The sequence below is a fragment of the Soehngenia longivitae genome (genome assembly GCF_004684055.1).
Lineage (GTDB): Bacteria > Bacillota > Clostridia > Tissierellales > Tissierellaceae > Soehngenia > Soehngenia longivitae.
This window is the reverse complement of sequence record NZ_SRIB01000002.1, coordinates 202601-221978: the sequence shown is the minus strand read 5'-3', so window position 1 is coordinate 221978 and position 19378 is coordinate 202601. Positions and strand designations below refer to the sequence as shown.

The window sequence follows — 19378 nt, the reverse complement described above, 5'->3', positions numbered from 1 at the left end:
ATCTAATGATCCGACTTATTTTTTTCTTTATATACTAAGCTCGCCCTAATAAAGTCTTTAAACAGCGGATGACTTCTAGTAGGTCTTGATTTGAATTCAGGATGAAATTGAGAACCAATAAACCAAGGATGCTCTTTTATCTCTACCATTTCTACCAATCTTCCATCAGGTGAAAGCCCTGAAAAAACCATTCCCTTATCTTCCATAGGCTTTCTAAATTCATTGTTGAATTCGTATCTATGTCTATGTCTTTCATAGATTATTTCTTCATTGTATATATTTCTCGCCTTTGTGTCTTCCATCAATCTACAAGGATACACACCTAATCTCAAAGTTCCTCCAATTTTATATACATCCTTTTGATCGGGCATTAAATCTATTATTGGGTATTTAGTATCTTTGTCAATCTCAGTGGTATTTGCATCCTCAAGTCCCAATACATTTCTCGCAAATTCTATCGTTGCAAGCTGCATGCCTAAACATATTCCAAAATAAGGCACTTTATTTTCTCTTGCATATTTTATTGAGCTTATCATTCCTTCTATTCCTCTATCGCCAAATCCACCCGGAACAATAATTCCATCATAGCTACCTAATATAGTATCCACATTCTCATCATTTATATTTTCAGATGATATCATGTCGATTAAAACCTCTGCGTCATTGTAGATTCCACCATGATTGAGCGCCTCGATAACAGAAAGATAAGCATCTTTAAGCTCTATATATTTGCCCACTAATGCGATTTTTACTTTTTTATTTAAATTTTTAACTTTTTCTACAACTTTATTCCACTCTGTTAAATCAAGTTCTTTACAATCTAGATTAAGATGTTTAACTACCAATTCTCCTAATCCTTGGTTTTCAAGCATTTGAGGTATTTCATAAATGCTTTCAACGTCCCCATTTTCAATTACTTCGTCTTTATCTAAATCACAAAAAAGGGCTATCTTTGCTTTTAAATCTTCCCCTAATGGCTTTTCAGTCCTGCAAATGAGAGCATCTGGTTGGATTCCAATACTTCTTAGCTCTTTTACGCTGTGTTGTGTTGGTTTTGTCTTTAACTCACCAGCTTTGCTTAAATAAGGAACTAATGTAACATGAATATACATGACATTTTCTTTTCCAACATCGTATTTTATCTGTCTTATTGCCTCTAAAAATGGCAACGATTCAATATCTCCTACTGTACCGCCTACCTCTGTAATAACTACATCGACGTCTCTATCTTTAGATGCTCTGATGATTCTTTCTTTTATTTCATTGGTGATATGTGGTATTACTTGGACAGTTCTTCCATTGTATTCTCCGTTTCTCTCTTTGTTTAATACCGTCCAATAGATTTTACCAGTTGTTACACTGCTATTTTTAGTTAAATTTTCGTCGATAAACCTCTCATAATGCCCTAGATCAAGATCAGTTTCTGCTCCATCCTCTGTTACAAAAACCTCTCCATGTTGATATGGGCTCATAGTCCCTGGGTCCACATTTATGTATGGATCAAATTTTTGAATTGTTACTTTTAGCCCTCTGCTTTTTAATAATTGTCCTAAACTAGCTGCAGTTATTCCCTTTCCCAGAGAAGAAACAACTCCTCCAGTTACAAATATATATTTTGTATTCATAAAAACCTCCTCATTAAATATTCCCATTAAAGATAATATGCTTTTTTGATCTATAAGACAAGTCTTAATTAACTGTAACATTAATTTAATATTAAATCAGTAAAACTATAGTATAATTAAGTAAAAGGAAGGGGTAATATGAAAAAATTAGTAATAATACTTTTAATATTTTCTTTATTTTTATCTATACCACTTAATTATGGGTATGCAGATAATGTAAGTATAGCTGAAAAATTAAATAAACTTGGAATATTAACTGGGGATGACAACGGAAATTTAAATCTTGATAGCTATTTAAAAAGACAAGATATGGTCGTAGTAATTAGCAGACTTCATAAAGAAGAAAGCACCGCTAAATCATATCCTGTAGTAAATAAATTTGATGATTTTACTGAAGAAAATTCATTCTATCACAGCTATATAAGTTGGGCAGTTAATAAAAAGCTAATAGAAGGTGTAGGAAATAATAAATTTGGATTTGATGAGGCTGTTACTGTAGTACAATTCCAAACTGTCTTGTTAAGAGCACTTAACTACACTGAAGAAGCTAAATTAAATGAATCAATACCTGATATAGCTAAAAAAATTGGACTGATGGAGGGTCTTAGTCATTTATCTCCTAAAGATAGTTTGACTAGAGGCGATATGGCTGTTATGATATATAACGCTTTAAACACAAGAGCAAAAGGAAGTCCTTTGAAATTAACCGAGATATTGAAAGTTGATTTATAAAGTGGAGATTAATCTCCACTTTTTTCTTTATCTAACTTGTCTTTGTCTTCGTTTATCTTTTTTAAATTTTCAAAAATCGCTTTGTCTAATTCTTCCATTGTTTTACCAAACATTATCTCCACACCATCTTTTACATCCTCAATAGCATAGATATTAAATTTCCCTTCTCTCACTTTTTCAACAACTTCATCTTTCAAAATTAAATTTTTAACGTTGCTCTTTGGAATTATAACCCCTTGTTCTCCAGTAAAGCCTATTTCTTTGCACAATCTAAAAAAGCCCTCGATTTTTTCATTAACTCCACCAATTGGTTGAACCCTACCTTTTTGATTCATAGAACCTGTTATAGCTATAGACTGTTTAATTGGATAGCCTGATAAAGCTGAAAGAATTGCATAAAGTTCTGCGCAAGAAGCACTATCTCCTTCAATGTATGAATAGCTTTGTTCAAATCCTAGCCCTATAGTTACTCCTAGAGGTTTATCTTTAGCATATCTTTCGCCAATATATCCGTTTAAGGTTAGTACTCCTTTAGTGTGAATTGGCCCACTTTGTTTGGTCTCTCTTTCTATGTTTAATATACCATCTCTTCCACTGTAAACAGTTGCAGTTATCTTATTTGGTTTTCCAAAAGAATATTCACCTGTTCCAATGACAGCAAGTCCGTTTATCTCTCCCACTCTTTCTCCATCTATGTCAAGTATTAAAGTTCCCTCTTTAAACATCTCGTTTATCTTCTCTTCATATTTATTTACTCTAGAAATCTTTTCATCAATAGCACGTAATACATGGTCTTCATTTATTAATAGAGCTTTATCTTCATTGGCCCAAAAATCAGCTTCATATAATATTTCAATTATTTGATTGAAATTTGTGCTTAACTTATCTTTATGTTCAGCAATCCTTGAACTGTATTCAATAATTCTCTCTACTGCTTTTTTATCTAGATGCTTTAGTCCATTTGTTTTACACTGGTTTGCAATAAAATATCCCATATTTGCTAGGTTTTGTGAATTCTTATTCATTTCCACGTCAAAATCAGCCATTACTTTGAACAATTTTCTGAAATCATCATCATATGTGTATAATAAATCATATGTGTAATTATCTCCTATTATTATTACTTTAACATCTAATGGTATAGGCTCAGGTTTTAATGAATCAGTTATAGCTAGTCCTAAAAGCCGATTATAATTTTCAATATTTATTTCCTCCGTCTTTAAAGCTCGCTTTAGCATTTCCCAAGAAATCGGATTGTTTAATATTTCTTTCATCTGAAAAATAATATAACCGCCATTTGCTTGGTGTAAAGAGCCTGGCTTAATTTGAGTAAAATCTGTCGTCAAAACTCCCATTAAGCTCTTATATTCTACATTGCCCATAAGGTTTATATACACTGGATTTGTCTCATTTATGATAGGTGCATGCTCTAAATTAGAATTATCTACGAACAAATTCACTTTATATCTTGTGAAAAAACTCTCTTCCATGTTTTCATAAAAAGGAAATCCATAATTCATCGGTGTGATTTTCTTCTTAAATCTATTGATATTCTCCATTATGTCTTCTTCTAGTCTTTCAAAAAAATTCAGGGTCTTCTCAGAGCCATCATATTTATTTTTTAATTTATTGATTTGAAATGTAACTACTTCACTAGCTAAAGTCTTATCAAGTTGTATAAGGCTCTTTTCTAATTCTTCATCTAATATCCTCAAAGCATCAAACTCTTCAACTGTAGCACTTCTTAGTTCTTCATAAGAAGCTATCAATTTCTCTCTTTCTTCTAAAGAAAGGTTTGCATATTCTTCCTCACTTATTGGTTTGCCATTTTTCACCGGAATAGACACTAATCCTGTTTCACTTGGTGTATACACAAACCCATATTGAGTAGACTTCTCGTTTAATTTTTTAACAATATCTGATTTCTTCTGATTTATTACTTTAAAAATATCATTCATTCTGGTCTCATATTCTATGCCTTGAAATTTCTCTGGAATCTCTTTTCTTAAATCATTTATTGCTCCCTCTAAATCTTTTTTAAATTCTTTGCCCTTCCCCGCTTCAAATGATAGAGCCTGAGGAGAGTCATTATTCGAAAAATTGTACACATACACCCAATCTTTAGGTACAGGTCTTTTCTTGCAAAACTCCTCTGCAATAGAATAAGCAAAACTACTCCTCCCAGTTCCACTCATGCCCGAAACATATATGTTATATCCCTTTTTATTCATCATAAGTCCAAATTGTAGAGCTTTTGTGCCTCTTTCCTGCCCTATTATACCTCTTAAAGGTTCCAAATCTTTTGTTGTTTCAAAATCAAATTTATCTAAAGAACAATTGCTCTTTAAATCTTCAGGATACAGTCTATATTGTTTATTCACTTATACCCACCCCCTATGAATATGTATTATATACCCAAAAAATTAATAAATGCACTTAATACATAAGTGCATTTATAAATATAGGTAGTATCATGGCTACTGCTAAAATTACAACTAAAATACGAGATATTAATTTATTGTTTAACATTTAATCCCCCCTAACTAACTATAAAGTTACCGTTGAAAGATGTTAAAATATTTTTTAATTCATTTACATCTTTTACCTTTGAATTAATCCAAATTTCTTCATCTTCTTTTCTTAAAATCGAAGGCATTCTGTCGTGTATATTTGCTATTTTTTTATTTGCATTCGTTGTTATGATTACAAATGATAAATGTTTTTCTAAACCCCATGTATGTATATTATATATTCCGGCCAAAGAAAACAAGGAATTCTCCTCTAACCTTATCTTTCTCTTTATTTTCTTTCCATTTACCTCTTCCCATTCATAGTAACTATCTACTGGTATTATACACCTTCTATTTAAAAATGCATCTTTAAATGTGTCCTTTGTATCTATCGTTTCACATCTTGCATTTATAAGAGGCCTTTTTGAGAAATTAGTTGGGAATCCCCATTTTAAACTTCTTATCTCTCTTTCATTTAATTCTAAAACAGCTAAAGCATTATCAGTAGGAAATATCTCATTTCTAGGAGTATACTCACCCGCCTTGTTTACAGCTTTATATCTAATAATTAAATCTTCCATTTCCTTATCAAGTGAATATCTTCCACACATTTAAATCTCCCCTAATCTTTTTTGATAAAACTTATATCCTGCCAAAATTAAATATGATAAACTCAACGCAATTATAGAAACTAAAAATGGGGATCTGCTGTTATAAGCATAAATAAAACCAGCTACAAGTGCTCCTAGCATCTCACCAAGTGATTTTGAAGCATTGAATATACCAGATAGAAGTCCAGCATTGTCTTTATTTTTCTCCACTGCAAAACTTTGTAGTATTGGCAGTTGAATTGTATTTAAAGTAAAGTAAATTAAGCTTGACAGTAAAAATAATATATTGTTGCTTCCTATATAAATAAATATAGAAATAACTATTGAAATTAAAATAGAATACCTCAAAGCTTTTTTCAAATCAAAATGTTTTATCAAATACACATTTATCGTCAAATTGCTGACTAGCCCAAGTATACCTGTTAAAGCCTTTAAAGCTCCATTTATTATTGGCATAAAACGAAGTTCATCTCTTAAGTAATAGTTAAAAGCATTGTTAGTCGATGAAAATGCTAAAAATATAAAAAATGTTACGCTTAGAAAAACAATTATCCAAGGCGATTTTATACTTTTTAATTTTCTCTTGTCCATTAATTTATAACTCGTACTGGTTATTTCTAAAGTACTTTTTTTAGGAATGTCTTCACTAAATAGCATAAAAAGAATACTAATTAAAATCATGCCTACCCCTTGTATATAAAAAACATATCTAATGGGAAGATATCCTAAAAGTCCCCCGATTAAAAATCCAATTGAAGTAAAAATACTAAGTACGGCCGAATAAGTTGCCATATTTCTTGATAGATTGTCTGAACTATCTATCTCTACAATCATTGCCATTAGCCCTACAACTATTCCACCAGTAAACCAACCTGCCATAGCTCTAAGTAGCAGTATTTGCCATAAATTGTAAGAAAATCCATATAAAAATTGAGCAATCCCGTAAAAAAGAGTTGAGATTACTAAAGTTTTCTTTCTACTGTACTTATCTCCTACAGCTCCCCAAAATGGTGATGATAGAAATGAGAAAAAACCCATCATCGCATAAGAAGTCCCAAATACATGACTTGGCAAATTTAGCTCTTCAAAAAAAGCTGGATTTACCGGATGATGAAAGTTCATCAGCATCCACATAAGACTTGCAAATATCATTAACTTTTTAAAGTTCATAGTATTCTCCATAAATGTTTTTTAAATTATATCATAGATAGCTATTTATTGCATAAAAAATAGAGGGTCCCCTCTATTTTTTTAATCTTCTTCATAAAAAATCTTAATATTCGGGTCAATTTTCCCCTCTTTTAAATATCTACTTCTATAGTCTTTTAAAAGCCTAAAAAATACAGGACTTAGTATCAAAATGGTTAAAACATTTAAAAATGTCGGTATGGCTGAAGTCAAATCTGCAAATAGCCAAAGTGTAGTTCCAGGCATCTCGCCGAATACCGCTATCAAAACTATAATTATCCCTGGTACAGGATAAAATAGTCTGAAGAATTTAAGTATCTTGTCTCTAAGTGATATTTTGTTTTTCATTAAATGCCTTAGGATTATTTCATAATATGCGTACCACCCAGTAGTTGTAGTTAAACCAAATAAAAATACTGATATAGCGATTATATACCTTCCGATTGAGCCTATTTCCATTTCAAAAGCTGTAAGAGTAAGAGTAGCTCCTGATTCTCCCGTTTCCCATGCCCCAGTTAAAACAATAACTAGTGCTGTTACTGAGCAGACTAAAATAGTGTCTACGAATACTTCAAACGCACCCCAAAGCCCTTGTTTTACAGGATGATCAGTTCTTGCTGTTGAATGTATCATAGGAGATGTCCCCCAACCAGCTTCATTAGAGTATACGCTTCTTGCCATGCCCATCTGCATTACTTTAGAAACCGTAGCCCCAGCAAATCCTCCTACTGCAGCTGTACCAGTAAATGCAGATTTGAATATTTCAGCTAACCCAGATGGCAATATTGTTATGTTTTTTAGTATTATGAAAATGCCTGCCAATAGATAAAACAAGGTCATGAAAGGAACTATCTTACTAGCAATCTTTCCTAAACCAGGTATACCATTGCTTATTATTAAATATACAAACAATATATATACAACTGATACTGCCAATATAGGTATGTTAAAAGTATTGCCTACTGCTTCTGATACCGTGTAATTTTGCATAGTTATAAAATAGGTTGAAAATATTCCAGCGCCAAATAAAATAGCTATTATGGGCCATATCTTTATATGTCTTTCTTCTCCAAGACCTTTTTCCATATAATAAGTTGGTCCACCGTAAGGGTTCCCTTCTTCGTCTTTTGAACGATAATAAACCGCTAGAGTAACCTCTACCATTTTTATTATCATTCCAAATAATGCAGCAACCCAAATCCAAAACACTGCACCAGGGCCTCCAGAAGCTATAGCAGTAGCTACGCCTCCGATATTTCCCACTCCAACAGTTCCTCCTATAGCAGTTGAAACAGCCTCAAATGGGGATAATACTCCTTCTTTACCCTCTCCCTTATTTTTAGACGAGAGCTTTCCAAAAGTGTTTTTCATGATATGCTTAAAATGAGTAAATTGAAAAAAATTAGACCTAATACTAAAATAAATTCCAGTCCCTAAGATTGTTACTATCAAAGGAATACCCCATAGCCAACCTGCTATCTTTTCTAGAATCTCCATACATTTCGCCTCCCTTAATTTTTTATAAACTATTATAATATCAAAATTATTTGTTGTAAATAATAAATTTGTAATTTTCTATATTATTTCAATAATTTAATAAAATAAACCTCCGTCAAATCAATTTAACGGAGGTTTTATTATTTATTTTTATACGGCACAAGGGCTATAACCACAGTCTTGGCATTCTTCACATCCACCAGAATGGTTCATTTTACCGCCACACATAGGACATGTATCAGGGTCTTTTTTTAGCTCTTCTTCTGCTAGTTTATTGATTTCTTCTTTTAATTCATCAATTCTCTCTAGATTTGACTTTTTCTTTTTATCTGTAATTAATATTCCACTTCTTGCACACCCATCTCTGTAAATAGTTATTCCCTTAAGTCCTCTTTCCCATGCATACATATATAAATCTTCAACTTCTTCTACAGTAAATTCATTTGGAACATTAACAGTAGAGGAAATGCTTGCATCAATGTATTGCTGCCATGCAGCTTGCACTTCGATTCTTTCTCTATAGTTTAGATTTGATGTGGTTACTATAAAATCTGGCAACTCTTCCTCATATGAAAGATTGTTCTTATCCATATATTCTTTTACTATAGGTGTAAATACTTTGTAATAAGTGTCCTCAGAATGTAGAGATTCTGATTTTCTTGTGTAGGAAACTTGAAATATTGGTTCTACGCCATTGCTGCACCCTATCAAAGTTGCGATACTTCCTGTTGGAGGTATAGTTAAGAGTTGACTATTCCTTAAACCGTGCTCTTTAATCAGTTCTAGAACATCATCATCGGCATTAGAAATTAAAAATGGTGAAGCTAAAACAGCATCTCTTTTGTATTTAGGGAAAGGACCATATTTAGAAGCAAGTAGAGCTGATTGTCTTAGTGCTTCATTTATCATTATCCTTCCAATTTGGTGTATTAAAGAAATAGATTCGCTGCTGCCATATCTTACTCCCATCTTTATGAACATATCTGCAAGTCCCATGATCCCGAGTCCAATTTGTCTATATGCCTTTGACATCTCTCTTTGTTCTTTCAGAGCATGCAGATTCATATTTTCATCCAACACTTCGTTTAGATAGATTACCCCGTTTCTGACCATTTCCCCGAATTTTTCAAATTCAAATCTTGCGTATTTTGTGAATGGATGTTTTACAAACTCGCTCAAATTTATTGAAGAAAGATTGCAACTGCCAAAAGCTGGTAGAGTCTCTTCTGCACAAGGATTTACTCCCGCAAATTCAAATTCATCATCTTCACTCAATAAATGCCATGAATTTATCCTATCTACATATAAAACCCCAGGTTCTGCCATATTCCAATTGTTGTATGCTATTTTTCTAAATATGTCTCTTGCTCTTACTATTTTTTCAATCTCTTCACCTGTAGCATCAACCTTAAAGTACAATCTAAAGTCTTTATCTTCTTTTACAGCTTTCATAAATTCATCGGTTATATTTACTGATATGTTTGCGTAGGTTACTTTTGACAAGTCATTTTTGACATCTATAAAGTCTTCAATATCAGGATGATTTATATCCATATTTAACATGAGAGCTCCTCGTCTGCCTCTCATGCCAATAAGCCCAGTTACCATTGAAAAAAGGTCCATAAAACTAACCGCACCTGTAGTCGTGCTAGCAGCATTGTTTACTTTAGCTCCTTTTGGTCTTAGCTTTGATATGCTAAGTCCTACTCCGCCTCCATAAGAATAAGTCTTTGCCATGTATTTTGCTGTGTCAAATATCGATTCAATATTATCTTCAACCTTTGGCATTACATAGCAATTGCTTAATGTTACTTTTCTACCTAATTTATCTAACCCTCTACCAGCTAGTATTCTACCTGCTGGCATGAATTTTTTGTCTTTTATAGCTTTCTTAACAGGACCATTTCCACCGCTTACTCTTTCTAAGAAGTCTTCAAAGGATTCAGAATCATATCTGTATTTCTTTTCGTATATATCCCTTTGAAGATCAGACATGCTCCAGCCTTGTTCTCTTAGTTTTGCCCTTTCTTCACGATAAATTATATATTTTCTAGCGACCTCGGGTCTGGTTTTCATAAGTTCAACTTCTACAAAGTCTTGTATCTGTTCAATATTTACTACATCCAAGTCTTTGAAAGTCTCATACGCTTTTTCACTTATCTCTTTTGCAAGTTCCTCATCAATACCTTTTTCGGTCTCTTCCATAGCTTTTTTTACTGCAATCTCTATCTTTTCGCCCTCAAAATCTACGATCTTTCCATTTCTTTTCTCGACTCTAACCATTTAAAATCCTCCCTTGTTTATAACTAACTATACTATATATTGTATGTTTTTTATATTTATATACTATATGTATACAATATAGCATACAAATAAACCTTAAACAAGGAAATAATTATTAATCTTTCTTCATTATTTATAATAGCTATTTAAGTTCTTCATCTAATTTTTTAAAAACATCAAATAAAATCTCAATAAATTTATCTCTGTCAATGTCTAAGAGAGCAAAAGTGTTTGTATCATCGTGATTTATCCATTCCCTTAAATCAGCTGCCGTTCTTCCTCTGTGTAATGTATCTGAAGTATCTATTTGAACTGATAAATTTTGCCCTTTAAAAATATCTTTATTTAATACGTACATCACTGCACATACATCATGTAGGGGGAAATTTTCATAACCTTCATTCATATGAAACTTAGTGAAAAATTTTAATAATTTAGCACACATTCCAGTTACTTTGCCATTTATTTTCTCAAGTTCTAAGATGTCCTCATTGGTGATGTATGCTTTATGTGTTACATCTAACCCACTCATCACTATAGGTATACCGCTATTAAAAACTATATGAGCTGCTTCAGGGTCAGCATATATATTGTATTCAGCGAAAGGCGTCACATTTCCTTTGTATATAGATCCTCCCATTAAGGATATATACTCAATTTTCTCTCTTACTTCAGGGAAAGCTCTTAGCAATAACCCGATGTTTGTCAAAGGTCCTGTAGCAATCAAAACAACTTTTTCATCACAATTAATCAGTGCATCCCTCATAAATAATAACGCATTTGAAAAATCCACATCCACTGTTGGGATAGGAAAATCAAAGCCATCAAGTCCACTTTCTCCATGAACAAATGCTCCAGTTTGTAATTGCCTAATAATTGGTCTATCTGACCCTACTGCGATTGGTGTCTTTACTCCAAGATATGTATAAAGCTTTCTTAGATTTAACGTAACTTTATCTAGTGTTTGATTGCCCGCTACGGTGCTCACTCCTAATATATTCAGTTTATCTCTATTCGCTAGAGCTAAGAGAATAGCCATTACATCATCGTGTCCTGGATCGCAGTCGATCAATATATTTGTTTTTCCCATGTAAATTTCCTCCTATCAACAAAATTAAGAGGATGCTAGGCATCCTCTGTTTAAGCTAATTCTAAAGCTATTTCCATCATCTTTGTGAAACTTTTTTCTCTTTCTTCTGCAGTTGTTTCTTCTTTTTTTACTATTGAATCACTTACAGTAAGGATAGTTAATGCATTTACTTTTGCAAAATTCGCATTGCAATAAAGTGCATATGCTTCCATCTCAATACCTAGTATATTCATCTTTTGCCATCTTTCAACTTCAGTATCATCTGCTGAATAGAAAGTATCGCTAGATAAAATATTTCCAACTCTTACAGGTATGTTTTTTTCTTTTGCCACACTTACTGCCTTTTCTAGCAATTCAAATGAAGCTATAGCAGAATATGTTCCAGGAAGATTATATTGATGAGCATAATTTGAATTTGTGCAAGCACCCATTCCTATGATTACATCATATAAATTTAAGTCATCTTGTATTGCTCCACATGAGCCGATCCTTATCAAGTTTTTAACTCCATAGAAGTGGATGAGCTCATAAGAATATATACCAATTGAAGGGATTCCCATCCCAGTTCCCATTACCGATATTCTTTTGCCCTTATATGTTCCAGTGTATCCAAACATATTTCTTACTGTATTAAATTGAATTGGATTTTCTAAAAAATTATCTGCAATAAATTTTGCTCTTAGAGGATCTCCTGGAAGTAAAATGGTTTCAGCGATATCACCTTTTTTTGCACTATTGTGAGGTGTAGACATTTAATCACTCCTTTTTAATTTATTCCTTTATATGATACCATAATTTTAGTTAAAATAGCATTGTAAAAAATTGATAAATATATATTTAATTTAAAAAATATGGGTATTATGTAGATACAGATATTTTTATTATATCTTGAGAAAGGGGAGAGTAATATGAAAAAAATCTTAGTGCCACTCGACGGATCAGAAAACTCAAAAAGAGCTTTGGCAAGAGCTAAAGAACTTGGCGAATTGTATAAAGCCCAATTAATACTCCTTACTGTAATTGATAACGGAAGATTTTTTAGCATTGAATTTAAAGATGAACTAATTAGAATTTTAGAACAAAATGCTAAAGAATTATTGGAAAAACAAGAAAAAGAATTAGAAGATTATCCATTTGGCGTAAAAACAATGTATAAATTAGGAGATGTACCAGATGAGATAATTAACGTAGCTGATGAAGAAGATGTAGATTTAATAGTCATCGGTACTAGAGGTTTAGGAGCTTTCTCAAGGGCAGTTCTAGGCGGTGTATCGCATAAAGTTGTCACACATGCAAATAGATCAGTTTTAGTAGTCAAATAAAACTGGCATATCAATTGATATGCCAGCTTTGTTATTCATTTTTTAAAGGATTTAATTCCCATTCTTCTTGATTCGTGTGCAACAGTTTATGAGATGTATGTGAAAGAGGTTTTTGTAAGTATCTTTCATAACATTCGATGACAGCTGGGTTTTCGTGTGAAAATCTTAAATCATTTATTTCGTCTAATCCATATAAGACCTTTGCTCTCTCTTCCGCTAATTCCTCTCCATCCCATATAGGTTGCCCTCCACCTCCTGCACAGCCACCAGGGCAAGCCATGATTTCTACAAAATCATATGAGACTTTACCACTTCTCAATGTTTCAATTAGTCTTCTTGTATTACCCAGCCCACTTGCTACTGCAACATTTAATTCTATTCCATCAATAGTAAATTTAGCTTCTTTCCAACCTTCTTTATTTCCTCTGACGTCTTTAAAAGCATCAGGCTCTGGGTTTTTACCTTCAACTAAATAATATGCACTTCTCAAAGCTGCTTCCATTACTCCACCCGTAGCTCCAAAAATAACTGCAGCTCCTGTGCTAATTCCGAGTGGGCTATCTAACTCTACCTCCTCTAAAAACCTCACATCAATATGCTCAGATCTAATCATTCTGTCTACTTCTCTAGTAGTCAATACTACGTCTACATCGTGACCAGCACCTGCATCATTTAGGGCTTCTACTCCCGCCTCATATTTCTTCGCTGTACATGGCATGATAGACACTACAAATATCTTAGATGGATCGACATTTAATATCTCTGCATAATAGCTCTTTGCTATAGCTCCAAACATCTGTTGAGGCGATTTTGCTGTAGATAGTTGATTAACCATATCTGGATATTGAGTTTTTATAAATCTAACCCATCCAGGGCAACAGGAAGTAAACATAGGAAATTTTTCATTCTCCCTATTTTTAAGTTTCTCAACAAATTCACTGCCTTCCTCCATTATGGTTAAATCTGCAGCAAAATTTGTATCAAATACATAGTCAAATCCCATCATCTTCAAAGCACTAGCCAACCTATTTACTGTGGCTTCTTCTCTTTTTAATCCAAGGGATTCTCCCCATGCAGCTCTTACTGCCGGAGCAATCTGAACTACTGTGATTTTTTCTTTATCTGCCAATGCTTCAAATACCTTGTCTGTATCATCTCTTTCTCTTAATGCACCAACAGGGCAATGTGTTATGCACTGTCCACAAAGTGCACAATCAGCCTCTTCTATTCTCCGATTTTTAGATACGTCAACTCTCGTTCTTGATCCTGTGTTTGCTATATCCCAGATATTTAAGCCTTGTATTTTATCACAAACTTCTATACACCTCATGCATTTAATACATTTCTCATAATTTCTAACTAGCGGAAATCCTTCACTCCATTTTGCGTGAGGCAATTGCAACTCATAAGGTATATCCAATATACCTAAATCATTTGCTATCTCTTGCAAACTACAGTTGCCGCTTCTAACACAGCTAGCACATCTGGCATCATGTTGAGAAAGGATAAGCTCTACATTTGTCCTCCTTACTTCTCTTACCTTTGGACTATTAGTGTAAATTTTCATTCCTTCTTCTACTACATTGTTGCACGCAGTTATAAGCCTATTTACTCCCTCGATTTCTACAACGCAAACTCTACACGCACCTATCTCATTTAACCCTTCAAGGTAACATAAATTTGGTATCTTTATGTGATTTAGTTCCGCAGCTTTAAGAATTGTAGTTCCCTCTGGGACAGTGACTTTTTTATTGTTTATAGTTAAATTTACCACTTTTCAGTCCTCCCTCCTTTAAATACTCCAAACCCGAAGTGGTCACACCTTAAACATCTCTTTGACTCTTGATTTGCTTCTTCTAAGCTCATTGGGCACTCAGCTAATAAAAAGTCATCTATTCTTTCTTCAATAGGTCTTTCTTTCATGTTAACTCTCCCACAAGGAACTCTATCCGCTAATCTAGGTTGAGGAATGCTAACATCAGATTCAATCACATGATGATATCCTAAGTAGTTGTCTATATTTGCAGCAGCAACTTTCCCTGCAGCAATAGCTTGAATAACAGTTGCAGGTCCGGATATACAGTCTCCGCCCGCAAATACTCCAGGTATATCCTTAACTCCAGCAGAACTTAGCGCATCAATTACTCCTCTTCTTACAGGTATCCCATCTTTTTCAAAATCCTTGGATTCTATACCTTGTCCTATTGCTATTACAACAACATCGCATTCAATTGAAATGGGTTTTTCTTTGGCATCCTGCATCTTTGGCCTTCCATTTTCTATCATTCCAACGATCTGAGGTTTTACTATTAAAGCTTTGACTCTTCCATCTTCGTTTGATTCTACCTTTATAGGATTTGAAAGTTCATACACTTCACATCCTTCAGCAATAGCAGCTTCTACTTCTTCTTTTAGTGCTGGCATATCATCTTTTCTTCTTCTATAAATTATATTTGCATTTTTAGCGCCTAATCTGATAGCAGATCTTGCAACGTCAATCGCAACATTTCCACCACCAATTATGGCAACTTTCTTGTCTTTAAAATCAGGATATATCCCATCTCCAATTTCTTTCAATATGTCAACAGCTGAATATACTCCTAATATATCCTCGCCCTCAATCCCCATATTTTTGTGGATTTGAGCACCTATGGCAATGTAAACGCTGTCATATTTATCTTTTAGATCCACAACAGAGATATCTTTACCCACAGTAACATTTGTAAATACATTTACACCATACGAAAGCAATGTATCTATTTCTTTGTCTAATATTTCTCTAGGTAATCTATAACTTGGTATACCGTATCTAAGCATGCCGCCAAGTTTATTTCTTCTCTCGTAAATATCTACCTGATGTCCCATCATAGATAAGAAATACGCACATGTAAGCCCACTAGGCCCAGCACCTATTACAGCAACTTTTTTACCTGTCAAAGGCATTCTCTCAGGATTTTTAACTTCACTAGCATTGTCAACAGCAAATCTCTTTAATCCTCTAATATTTATTGAGTCATCAATCATGTTCCTTCTACATCTAGTTTCACATGGGTGTTCGCATACATATGCACAAGTTGCTGGCATCGGATTATCTTTTTTTATTAACTTAATTGCATCATCATATCTTCCTTCTGATATAAGAGCTATGTACCCTGGTATATCTACACCTGCTGGACAAAGAGATACACAAGGAACTGATTGATATATCCCAAAATTGCATCTATCTCTGAGTATATGCTCCTCAAAATCATATCTAAAACCTTCTATCCCTTTTAACACCATGTTTGCAGCTTCATACCCAATTGCACAGTCAGCTGATAAATAAATACTCCTCGCTGTTTTTTCAATTAAATTGATTGTATCAAGTGTTGCTCTACCGTCAAGTACATCTCCAAGTAGTGCTTCCAACTGTCCTAGTCCTACTCTACATGGTACGCACTTGCCGCATGTCTGAGCATGTGCCATCTTTACGAAAGATATAGTTAAGTCAATAGGACACAAGCCAGGAGGTGAAGCGATGATACGTCTTTCAAGATCTTTATACATCTCTTCAACAGTAGCTTGGGCTTTATCTTTTGTAATCATACTAAGCCTACTCATAAAATCTTCCCCCTTTGTTATTAAACTAACATAATTATATAGTATTATGTAAATAAAATAAAGAATATTTTTTTAATATTTGCAATATTGCACGTTGTAAATAGCATCGTTAATTATTTTTTAAACAATTCTGAGAATACTACTTTTCTCTGCTATATTTTTTTTAAGCTGGGTATAACTATGATAATAGGAGGGGATTTTTATGAAAAAAATATTAGTGCCAATTGATGGCTCAAAATGCTCTCAACTAGCTATGCAAAAAGCAAAAGAATTGGCTATTGCTTTTGATAGTTCAATAACTGTTATCACCGTAGTAGACAGTATAAAGTACTTAGACATGGAATATCGATATAACGCTGTACAAAAGGATATTGAATATGCAAAAGAACTTCTAAAATCAGCAGAAATGTTCTTTGCAGATCTAGAAAGAGATATTAACACTCTTTATAAAACTGGAGATGTAGCCGAAGAAATAGTTAATTTATCTGAAGAAGGGAATTTTGATTTGATTGTTATTGGTTCGCGAGGAATGGGAAGATTTTCTAGGGCAATTCTCGGGAGTGTAAGTCAAAAAGTGTCCCAAGTAGCTAAGACCAATGTGCTGATTGTTAAGAAACCTTAATATTTTGCGAATGTATTGATTTTATCAATTTGAGCAGATTTAAAACTCTTATTTCAATTACTTTAATTTTTAGAATATATTGAAATATTTTTATTATTATAGTAATCTATTAGTAATAACTATACTTATAGTTAGCATATTAATAGGAGGTGTATTAAATGAGAGAAAAGAAACAAGCAACAATTGGTTATGCACTAATACCAATAATAGTTCTAATCGCTTCACTATCTTATGGAATCATAGTTTTAGGTGCAGATCCACATATTCCTTTGCTTGTTGCAATTGTTGTAGCTTCTTTAGTTGGAATATTTGGTTTAGGTTTTAAATGGCAAGAAATCGAAAAGGGTGCTGTAGAAACTATTTCAATGGCAATGCAGGCAATACTTATTTTAATGGTTATTGGTACAGTAATAGGTTCTTGGATACTTAGCGGAACTGTACCATCAATGATTTATTACGGTCTTAAAATTTTATCTCCAGGGATATTCTTAGTGGCTACAACTCTAATTTGTGCTGTAGTATCTCTGGCAACTGGTAGTTCTTGGACTACTGCAGGTACTGTAGGTATCGCTCTTATCGGTGTTGGACAAGGTCTTGGAATCCCAATACAAATAGTCGCAGGAGCAATAATATCCGGAGCTTATTTTGGCGATAAGATATCTCCTCTCTCAGATACCACCAATCTCGCACCAGCAATGGCTGGCTCAACTTTGTTTGAACACGTCAGATATATGCTCTATACTACTGTTCCAAGTTTGATCATCGCACTTATACTTTATGGAATTATCGGCGCTAGATATGCTGGAAAAGCCCTTGATACAGCAAATATAGATACAATACTCGGCGGACTATCAGCAAACTTTTATATCTCACCAGTATTGCTAATTCCACCTATAGTTGTAATTATCTTGGTTATATTAAAAGCTCCTGCTTTGCCAGGGTTACTAGCAGGAACAGGGTTAGGTGCTATATTCGCAGCAATTTTCCAAAATGCAAATCTCGGGGAAATAGTAAGCACTATTCACTACGGTTATTCAATTGAAAGTGGAAATGAAATGATTGACAGTCTATTAAACGGCGGCGGACTGGATTCAATGATGTGGACAGTATCTTTGATACTTTTGGCTATGACATTCGGCGGAATAATGGAGAAGACTGGAATGCTTGGTGCAATAGCTAATAAGATCTTGACAGTAGCAAATTCTACTGGATCATTAGTAACTGCTACAGTTTTATCATCAATCGCTATAAATATATTGGCAGCTGACCAGTACTTATCAATAGTTATCCCTGGTAGAATGTATAAAGATGCATATGATAAAATGGGTCTTGAGCCAAGATTGTTGTCAAGAACACTTGAAGATGCAGGAACTCTAACTTCACCTCTTGTTCCATGGAATACTTGCGGAGCCTACATGTATAGTGTATTGGGAGTATCTGCATTAGGTGCTGGTGGATATTTGCCATTTGCATTCTTAAACTTGATTAACCCACTTGTAGCTATATTCTATGGATTTACTGGAATTAGTATTAACGATCCTAAAAAACCAAAGAAGAAAAGAACTAAGTAAAAAAGGCAGCTTAAGCTGCCTTTTTATATTGATTAAAAAGACTTGATATAGTATGCTTTTATTAAAGAAGGTGATCAAATGAAAAAAAAGTACATATTAATCATTATCCTAATAGTTTTATTATTGCCTTTATTATACTTTAGAAATGAGATTAAATTTTTAAGCTCAGTAGTTACCAGTAGTGTGCCCAAATCCGAAAATCAAAATGGAGAAGCTTTGGAAAATCCATTTGATAAATACATAAAGGATGAAAATTTAGATTTAGTCCAAGACACAGATCCAAGTGATATAGCTATAGACAAGGGAAACATCAATGTTATCAATAAGAAAAACAATAACCAAGTTGACAATCCTCAAACAAATACTACAGTAAATAAAAGATCTCTCGATCAAATCATCAATGTTTATGATCCAAAATTTAAAGCACTAGAAAATGAATTCAACTCACTCCTTGATAATTTAATTAACGATGCTCTTACAGACTATAATTCAGGCAATTACACTAAATTTCAACTTGCGAGATTTTATTTAGATAAGGGTTACAAAATAGAAAAAGAATCCGATGCAAAATTTTATTCACTTGTAAAAGAATTAGAGAAAGAACTAAAGAACAATTCTCTAGATCTCTCTCTAAAGGATGAAATTGTAAATTATTATGAAACTGTGAAATCAGCAAAAAAAGACAGTCTTATAAATAAGGGAATGGCCTTAGTAAATGGTGATTAAT

Annotated in this window: 15 protein-coding genes; 5 read left to right on the top strand and 10 right to left on the bottom strand. The window is 33.4% G+C overall.

The annotated features are described in order from the left end of the window. Nucleotides 1-2: 2 nt before the first annotated feature. Nucleotides 3-1625, bottom strand: a complete 1623-nt coding sequence (gene pyrG, locus E4100_RS02580) for a CTP synthase (protein WP_135270473.1) — start codon at nucleotides 1623-1625, stop codon at nucleotides 3-5. Between the two features lie 138 nt (nucleotides 1626-1763). On the opposite strand from pyrG, the gene E4100_RS02575 reads away from it, so the two are divergent. After that, nucleotides 1764-2357 (top strand): S-layer homology domain-containing protein, encoded by a 594-nt coding sequence (locus tag E4100_RS02575; protein ID WP_135270472.1) that lies wholly within the window; start codon nucleotides 1764-1766, stop codon nucleotides 2355-2357. Between the two features lie 8 nt (nucleotides 2358-2365). Here E4100_RS02575 and E4100_RS02570 read toward each other — a convergent pair whose 3' ends face one another. The 7 genes from E4100_RS02570 to deoD form a co-directional block, all read right to left on the bottom strand. Continuing rightward, complete coding sequence (locus E4100_RS02570) at nucleotides 2366-4738, bottom strand: ATP-binding protein (RefSeq protein ID WP_135270471.1); 2373 nt, start codon at nucleotides 4736-4738, stop codon at nucleotides 2366-2368. Between the two features lie 158 nt (nucleotides 4739-4896). After that, entirely contained in the window at nucleotides 4897-5478 is a 582-nt protein-coding gene (locus E4100_RS02565) for an SOS response-associated peptidase (RefSeq protein WP_135270470.1), read from the bottom strand. After that, nucleotides 5479-6648 carry an MFS transporter gene (locus tag E4100_RS02560; protein WP_167792053.1) on the bottom strand — a complete coding sequence of 390 codons (1170 nt, stop codon included), beginning with the start codon at nucleotides 6646-6648 and terminating at the stop codon, nucleotides 5479-5481. 81 nt (nucleotides 6649-6729) lie between these two features. Continuing rightward, a complete protein-coding gene (locus E4100_RS02555; protein ID WP_135270468.1) occupies nucleotides 6730-8163 on the bottom strand; it encodes an alanine/glycine:cation symporter family protein in 1434 nt (477 codons plus the stop codon). A 150-nt stretch (nucleotides 8164-8313) separates the two neighbouring features. Continuing rightward, on the bottom strand, nucleotides 8314-10446 hold the full coding sequence (locus E4100_RS02550; RefSeq protein WP_135270467.1) for an adenosylcobalamin-dependent ribonucleoside-diphosphate reductase: 2133 nt from the start codon (nucleotides 10444-10446) through the stop codon (nucleotides 8314-8316). A gap of 142 nt (nucleotides 10447-10588) precedes the next feature. Further along, nucleotides 10589-11536 carry a nucleoside hydrolase gene (locus tag E4100_RS02545; protein WP_135270466.1) on the bottom strand — a complete coding sequence of 316 codons (948 nt, stop codon included), beginning with the start codon at nucleotides 11534-11536 and terminating at the stop codon, nucleotides 10589-10591. A 50-nt stretch (nucleotides 11537-11586) separates the two neighbouring features. Next, nucleotides 11587-12288, bottom strand: coding sequence for a purine-nucleoside phosphorylase (deoD, locus tag E4100_RS02540; RefSeq protein WP_135270465.1), 702 nt, complete (start codon nucleotides 12286-12288; stop codon nucleotides 11587-11589). Between the two features lie 156 nt (nucleotides 12289-12444). Here deoD and E4100_RS02535 point away from each other — a divergent pair, with 156 nt between their 5' ends. Then, nucleotides 12445-12858 carry a universal stress protein gene (locus E4100_RS02535; protein WP_135270464.1) on the top strand — a complete coding sequence of 138 codons (414 nt, stop codon included), beginning with the start codon at nucleotides 12445-12447 and terminating at the stop codon, nucleotides 12856-12858. Between the two features lie 31 nt (nucleotides 12859-12889). Here E4100_RS02535 and E4100_RS02530 read toward each other — a convergent pair whose 3' ends face one another. Both E4100_RS02530 and E4100_RS02525 read right to left on the bottom strand, forming a co-directional pair. Continuing rightward, nucleotides 12890-14632 (bottom strand): NADH-dependent [FeFe] hydrogenase, group A6, encoded by a 1743-nt coding sequence (locus tag E4100_RS02530; RefSeq protein WP_135270463.1) that lies wholly within the window; start codon nucleotides 14630-14632, stop codon nucleotides 12890-12892. Then, nucleotides 14626-16458 (bottom strand): NAD(P)-binding protein, encoded by a 1833-nt coding sequence (locus tag E4100_RS02525; protein WP_135270462.1) that lies wholly within the window; start codon nucleotides 16456-16458, stop codon nucleotides 14626-14628. The genes E4100_RS02530 and E4100_RS02525 overlap by 7 nt, the downstream gene beginning before the upstream one ends. Before the next feature lie 202 nt (nucleotides 16459-16660). Here E4100_RS02525 and E4100_RS02520 point away from each other — a divergent pair, with 202 nt between their 5' ends. The 3 genes from E4100_RS02520 to E4100_RS02510 all read left to right on the top strand — a co-directional run bounded on the left by E4100_RS02520 (nucleotide 16661) and on the right by E4100_RS02510 (nucleotide 19377). After that, nucleotides 16661-17080, top strand: coding sequence for a universal stress protein (locus E4100_RS02520; RefSeq protein ID WP_135270461.1), 420 nt, complete (start codon nucleotides 16661-16663; stop codon nucleotides 17078-17080). 158 nt (nucleotides 17081-17238) lie between these two features. Continuing rightward, nucleotides 17239-18651, top strand: a complete 1413-nt coding sequence (gene nhaC / locus E4100_RS02515; protein WP_135270460.1) for a Na+/H+ antiporter NhaC — start codon at nucleotides 17239-17241, stop codon at nucleotides 18649-18651. Between the two features lie 78 nt (nucleotides 18652-18729). Continuing rightward, a complete protein-coding gene (locus E4100_RS02510) occupies nucleotides 18730-19377 on the top strand; it encodes a hypothetical protein (protein WP_135270459.1) in 648 nt (215 codons plus the stop codon). Nucleotide 19378 lies beyond the last annotated feature (1 nt).

Excerpts from the sequence above, each read along its gene's own strand:
- pyrG (WP_135270473.1), bottom strand. The coding sequence starts at position 1,625 with ATGAATACAAAATATATATTTGTAACTGGAGGAGTTGTTTCTTCTCTG.
- E4100_RS02575 (WP_135270472.1), top strand. The coding sequence starts at position 1,764 with ATGAAAAAATTAGTAATAATACTTTTAATATTTTCTTTATTTTTATCT.
- E4100_RS02565 (WP_135270470.1), bottom strand. The coding sequence starts at position 5,478 with ATGTGTGGAAGATATTCACTTGATAAGGAAATGGAAGATTTAATTATT.
- E4100_RS02560 (WP_167792053.1), bottom strand. The coding sequence starts at position 6,648 with ATGAACTTTAAAAAGTTAATGATATTTGCAAGTCTTATGTGGATGCTG.
- E4100_RS02555 (WP_135270468.1), bottom strand. The coding sequence starts at position 8,163 with ATGGAGATTCTAGAAAAGATAGCAGGTTGGCTATGGGGTATTCCTTTG.
- E4100_RS02550 (WP_135270467.1), bottom strand. The coding sequence starts at position 10,446 with ATGGTTAGAGTCGAGAAAAGAAATGGAAAGATCGTAGATTTTGAGGGC.
- E4100_RS02545 (WP_135270466.1), bottom strand. The coding sequence starts at position 11,536 with ATGGGAAAAACAAATATATTGATCGACTGCGATCCAGGACACGATGAT.
- deoD (WP_135270465.1), bottom strand. The coding sequence starts at position 12,288 with ATGTCTACACCTCACAATAGTGCAAAAAAAGGTGATATCGCTGAAACC.
- E4100_RS02535 (WP_135270464.1), top strand. The coding sequence starts at position 12,445 with ATGAAAAAAATCTTAGTGCCACTCGACGGATCAGAAAACTCAAAAAGA.
- E4100_RS02525 (WP_135270462.1), bottom strand. The coding sequence starts at position 16,458 with ATGAGTAGGCTTAGTATGATTACAAAAGATAAAGCCCAAGCTACTGTT.
- E4100_RS02520 (WP_135270461.1), top strand. The coding sequence starts at position 16,661 with ATGAAAAAAATATTAGTGCCAATTGATGGCTCAAAATGCTCTCAACTA.
- nhaC (WP_135270460.1), top strand. The coding sequence starts at position 17,239 with ATGAGAGAAAAGAAACAAGCAACAATTGGTTATGCACTAATACCAATA.
- E4100_RS02510 (WP_135270459.1), top strand. The coding sequence starts at position 18,730 with ATGAAAAAAAAGTACATATTAATCATTATCCTAATAGTTTTATTATTG.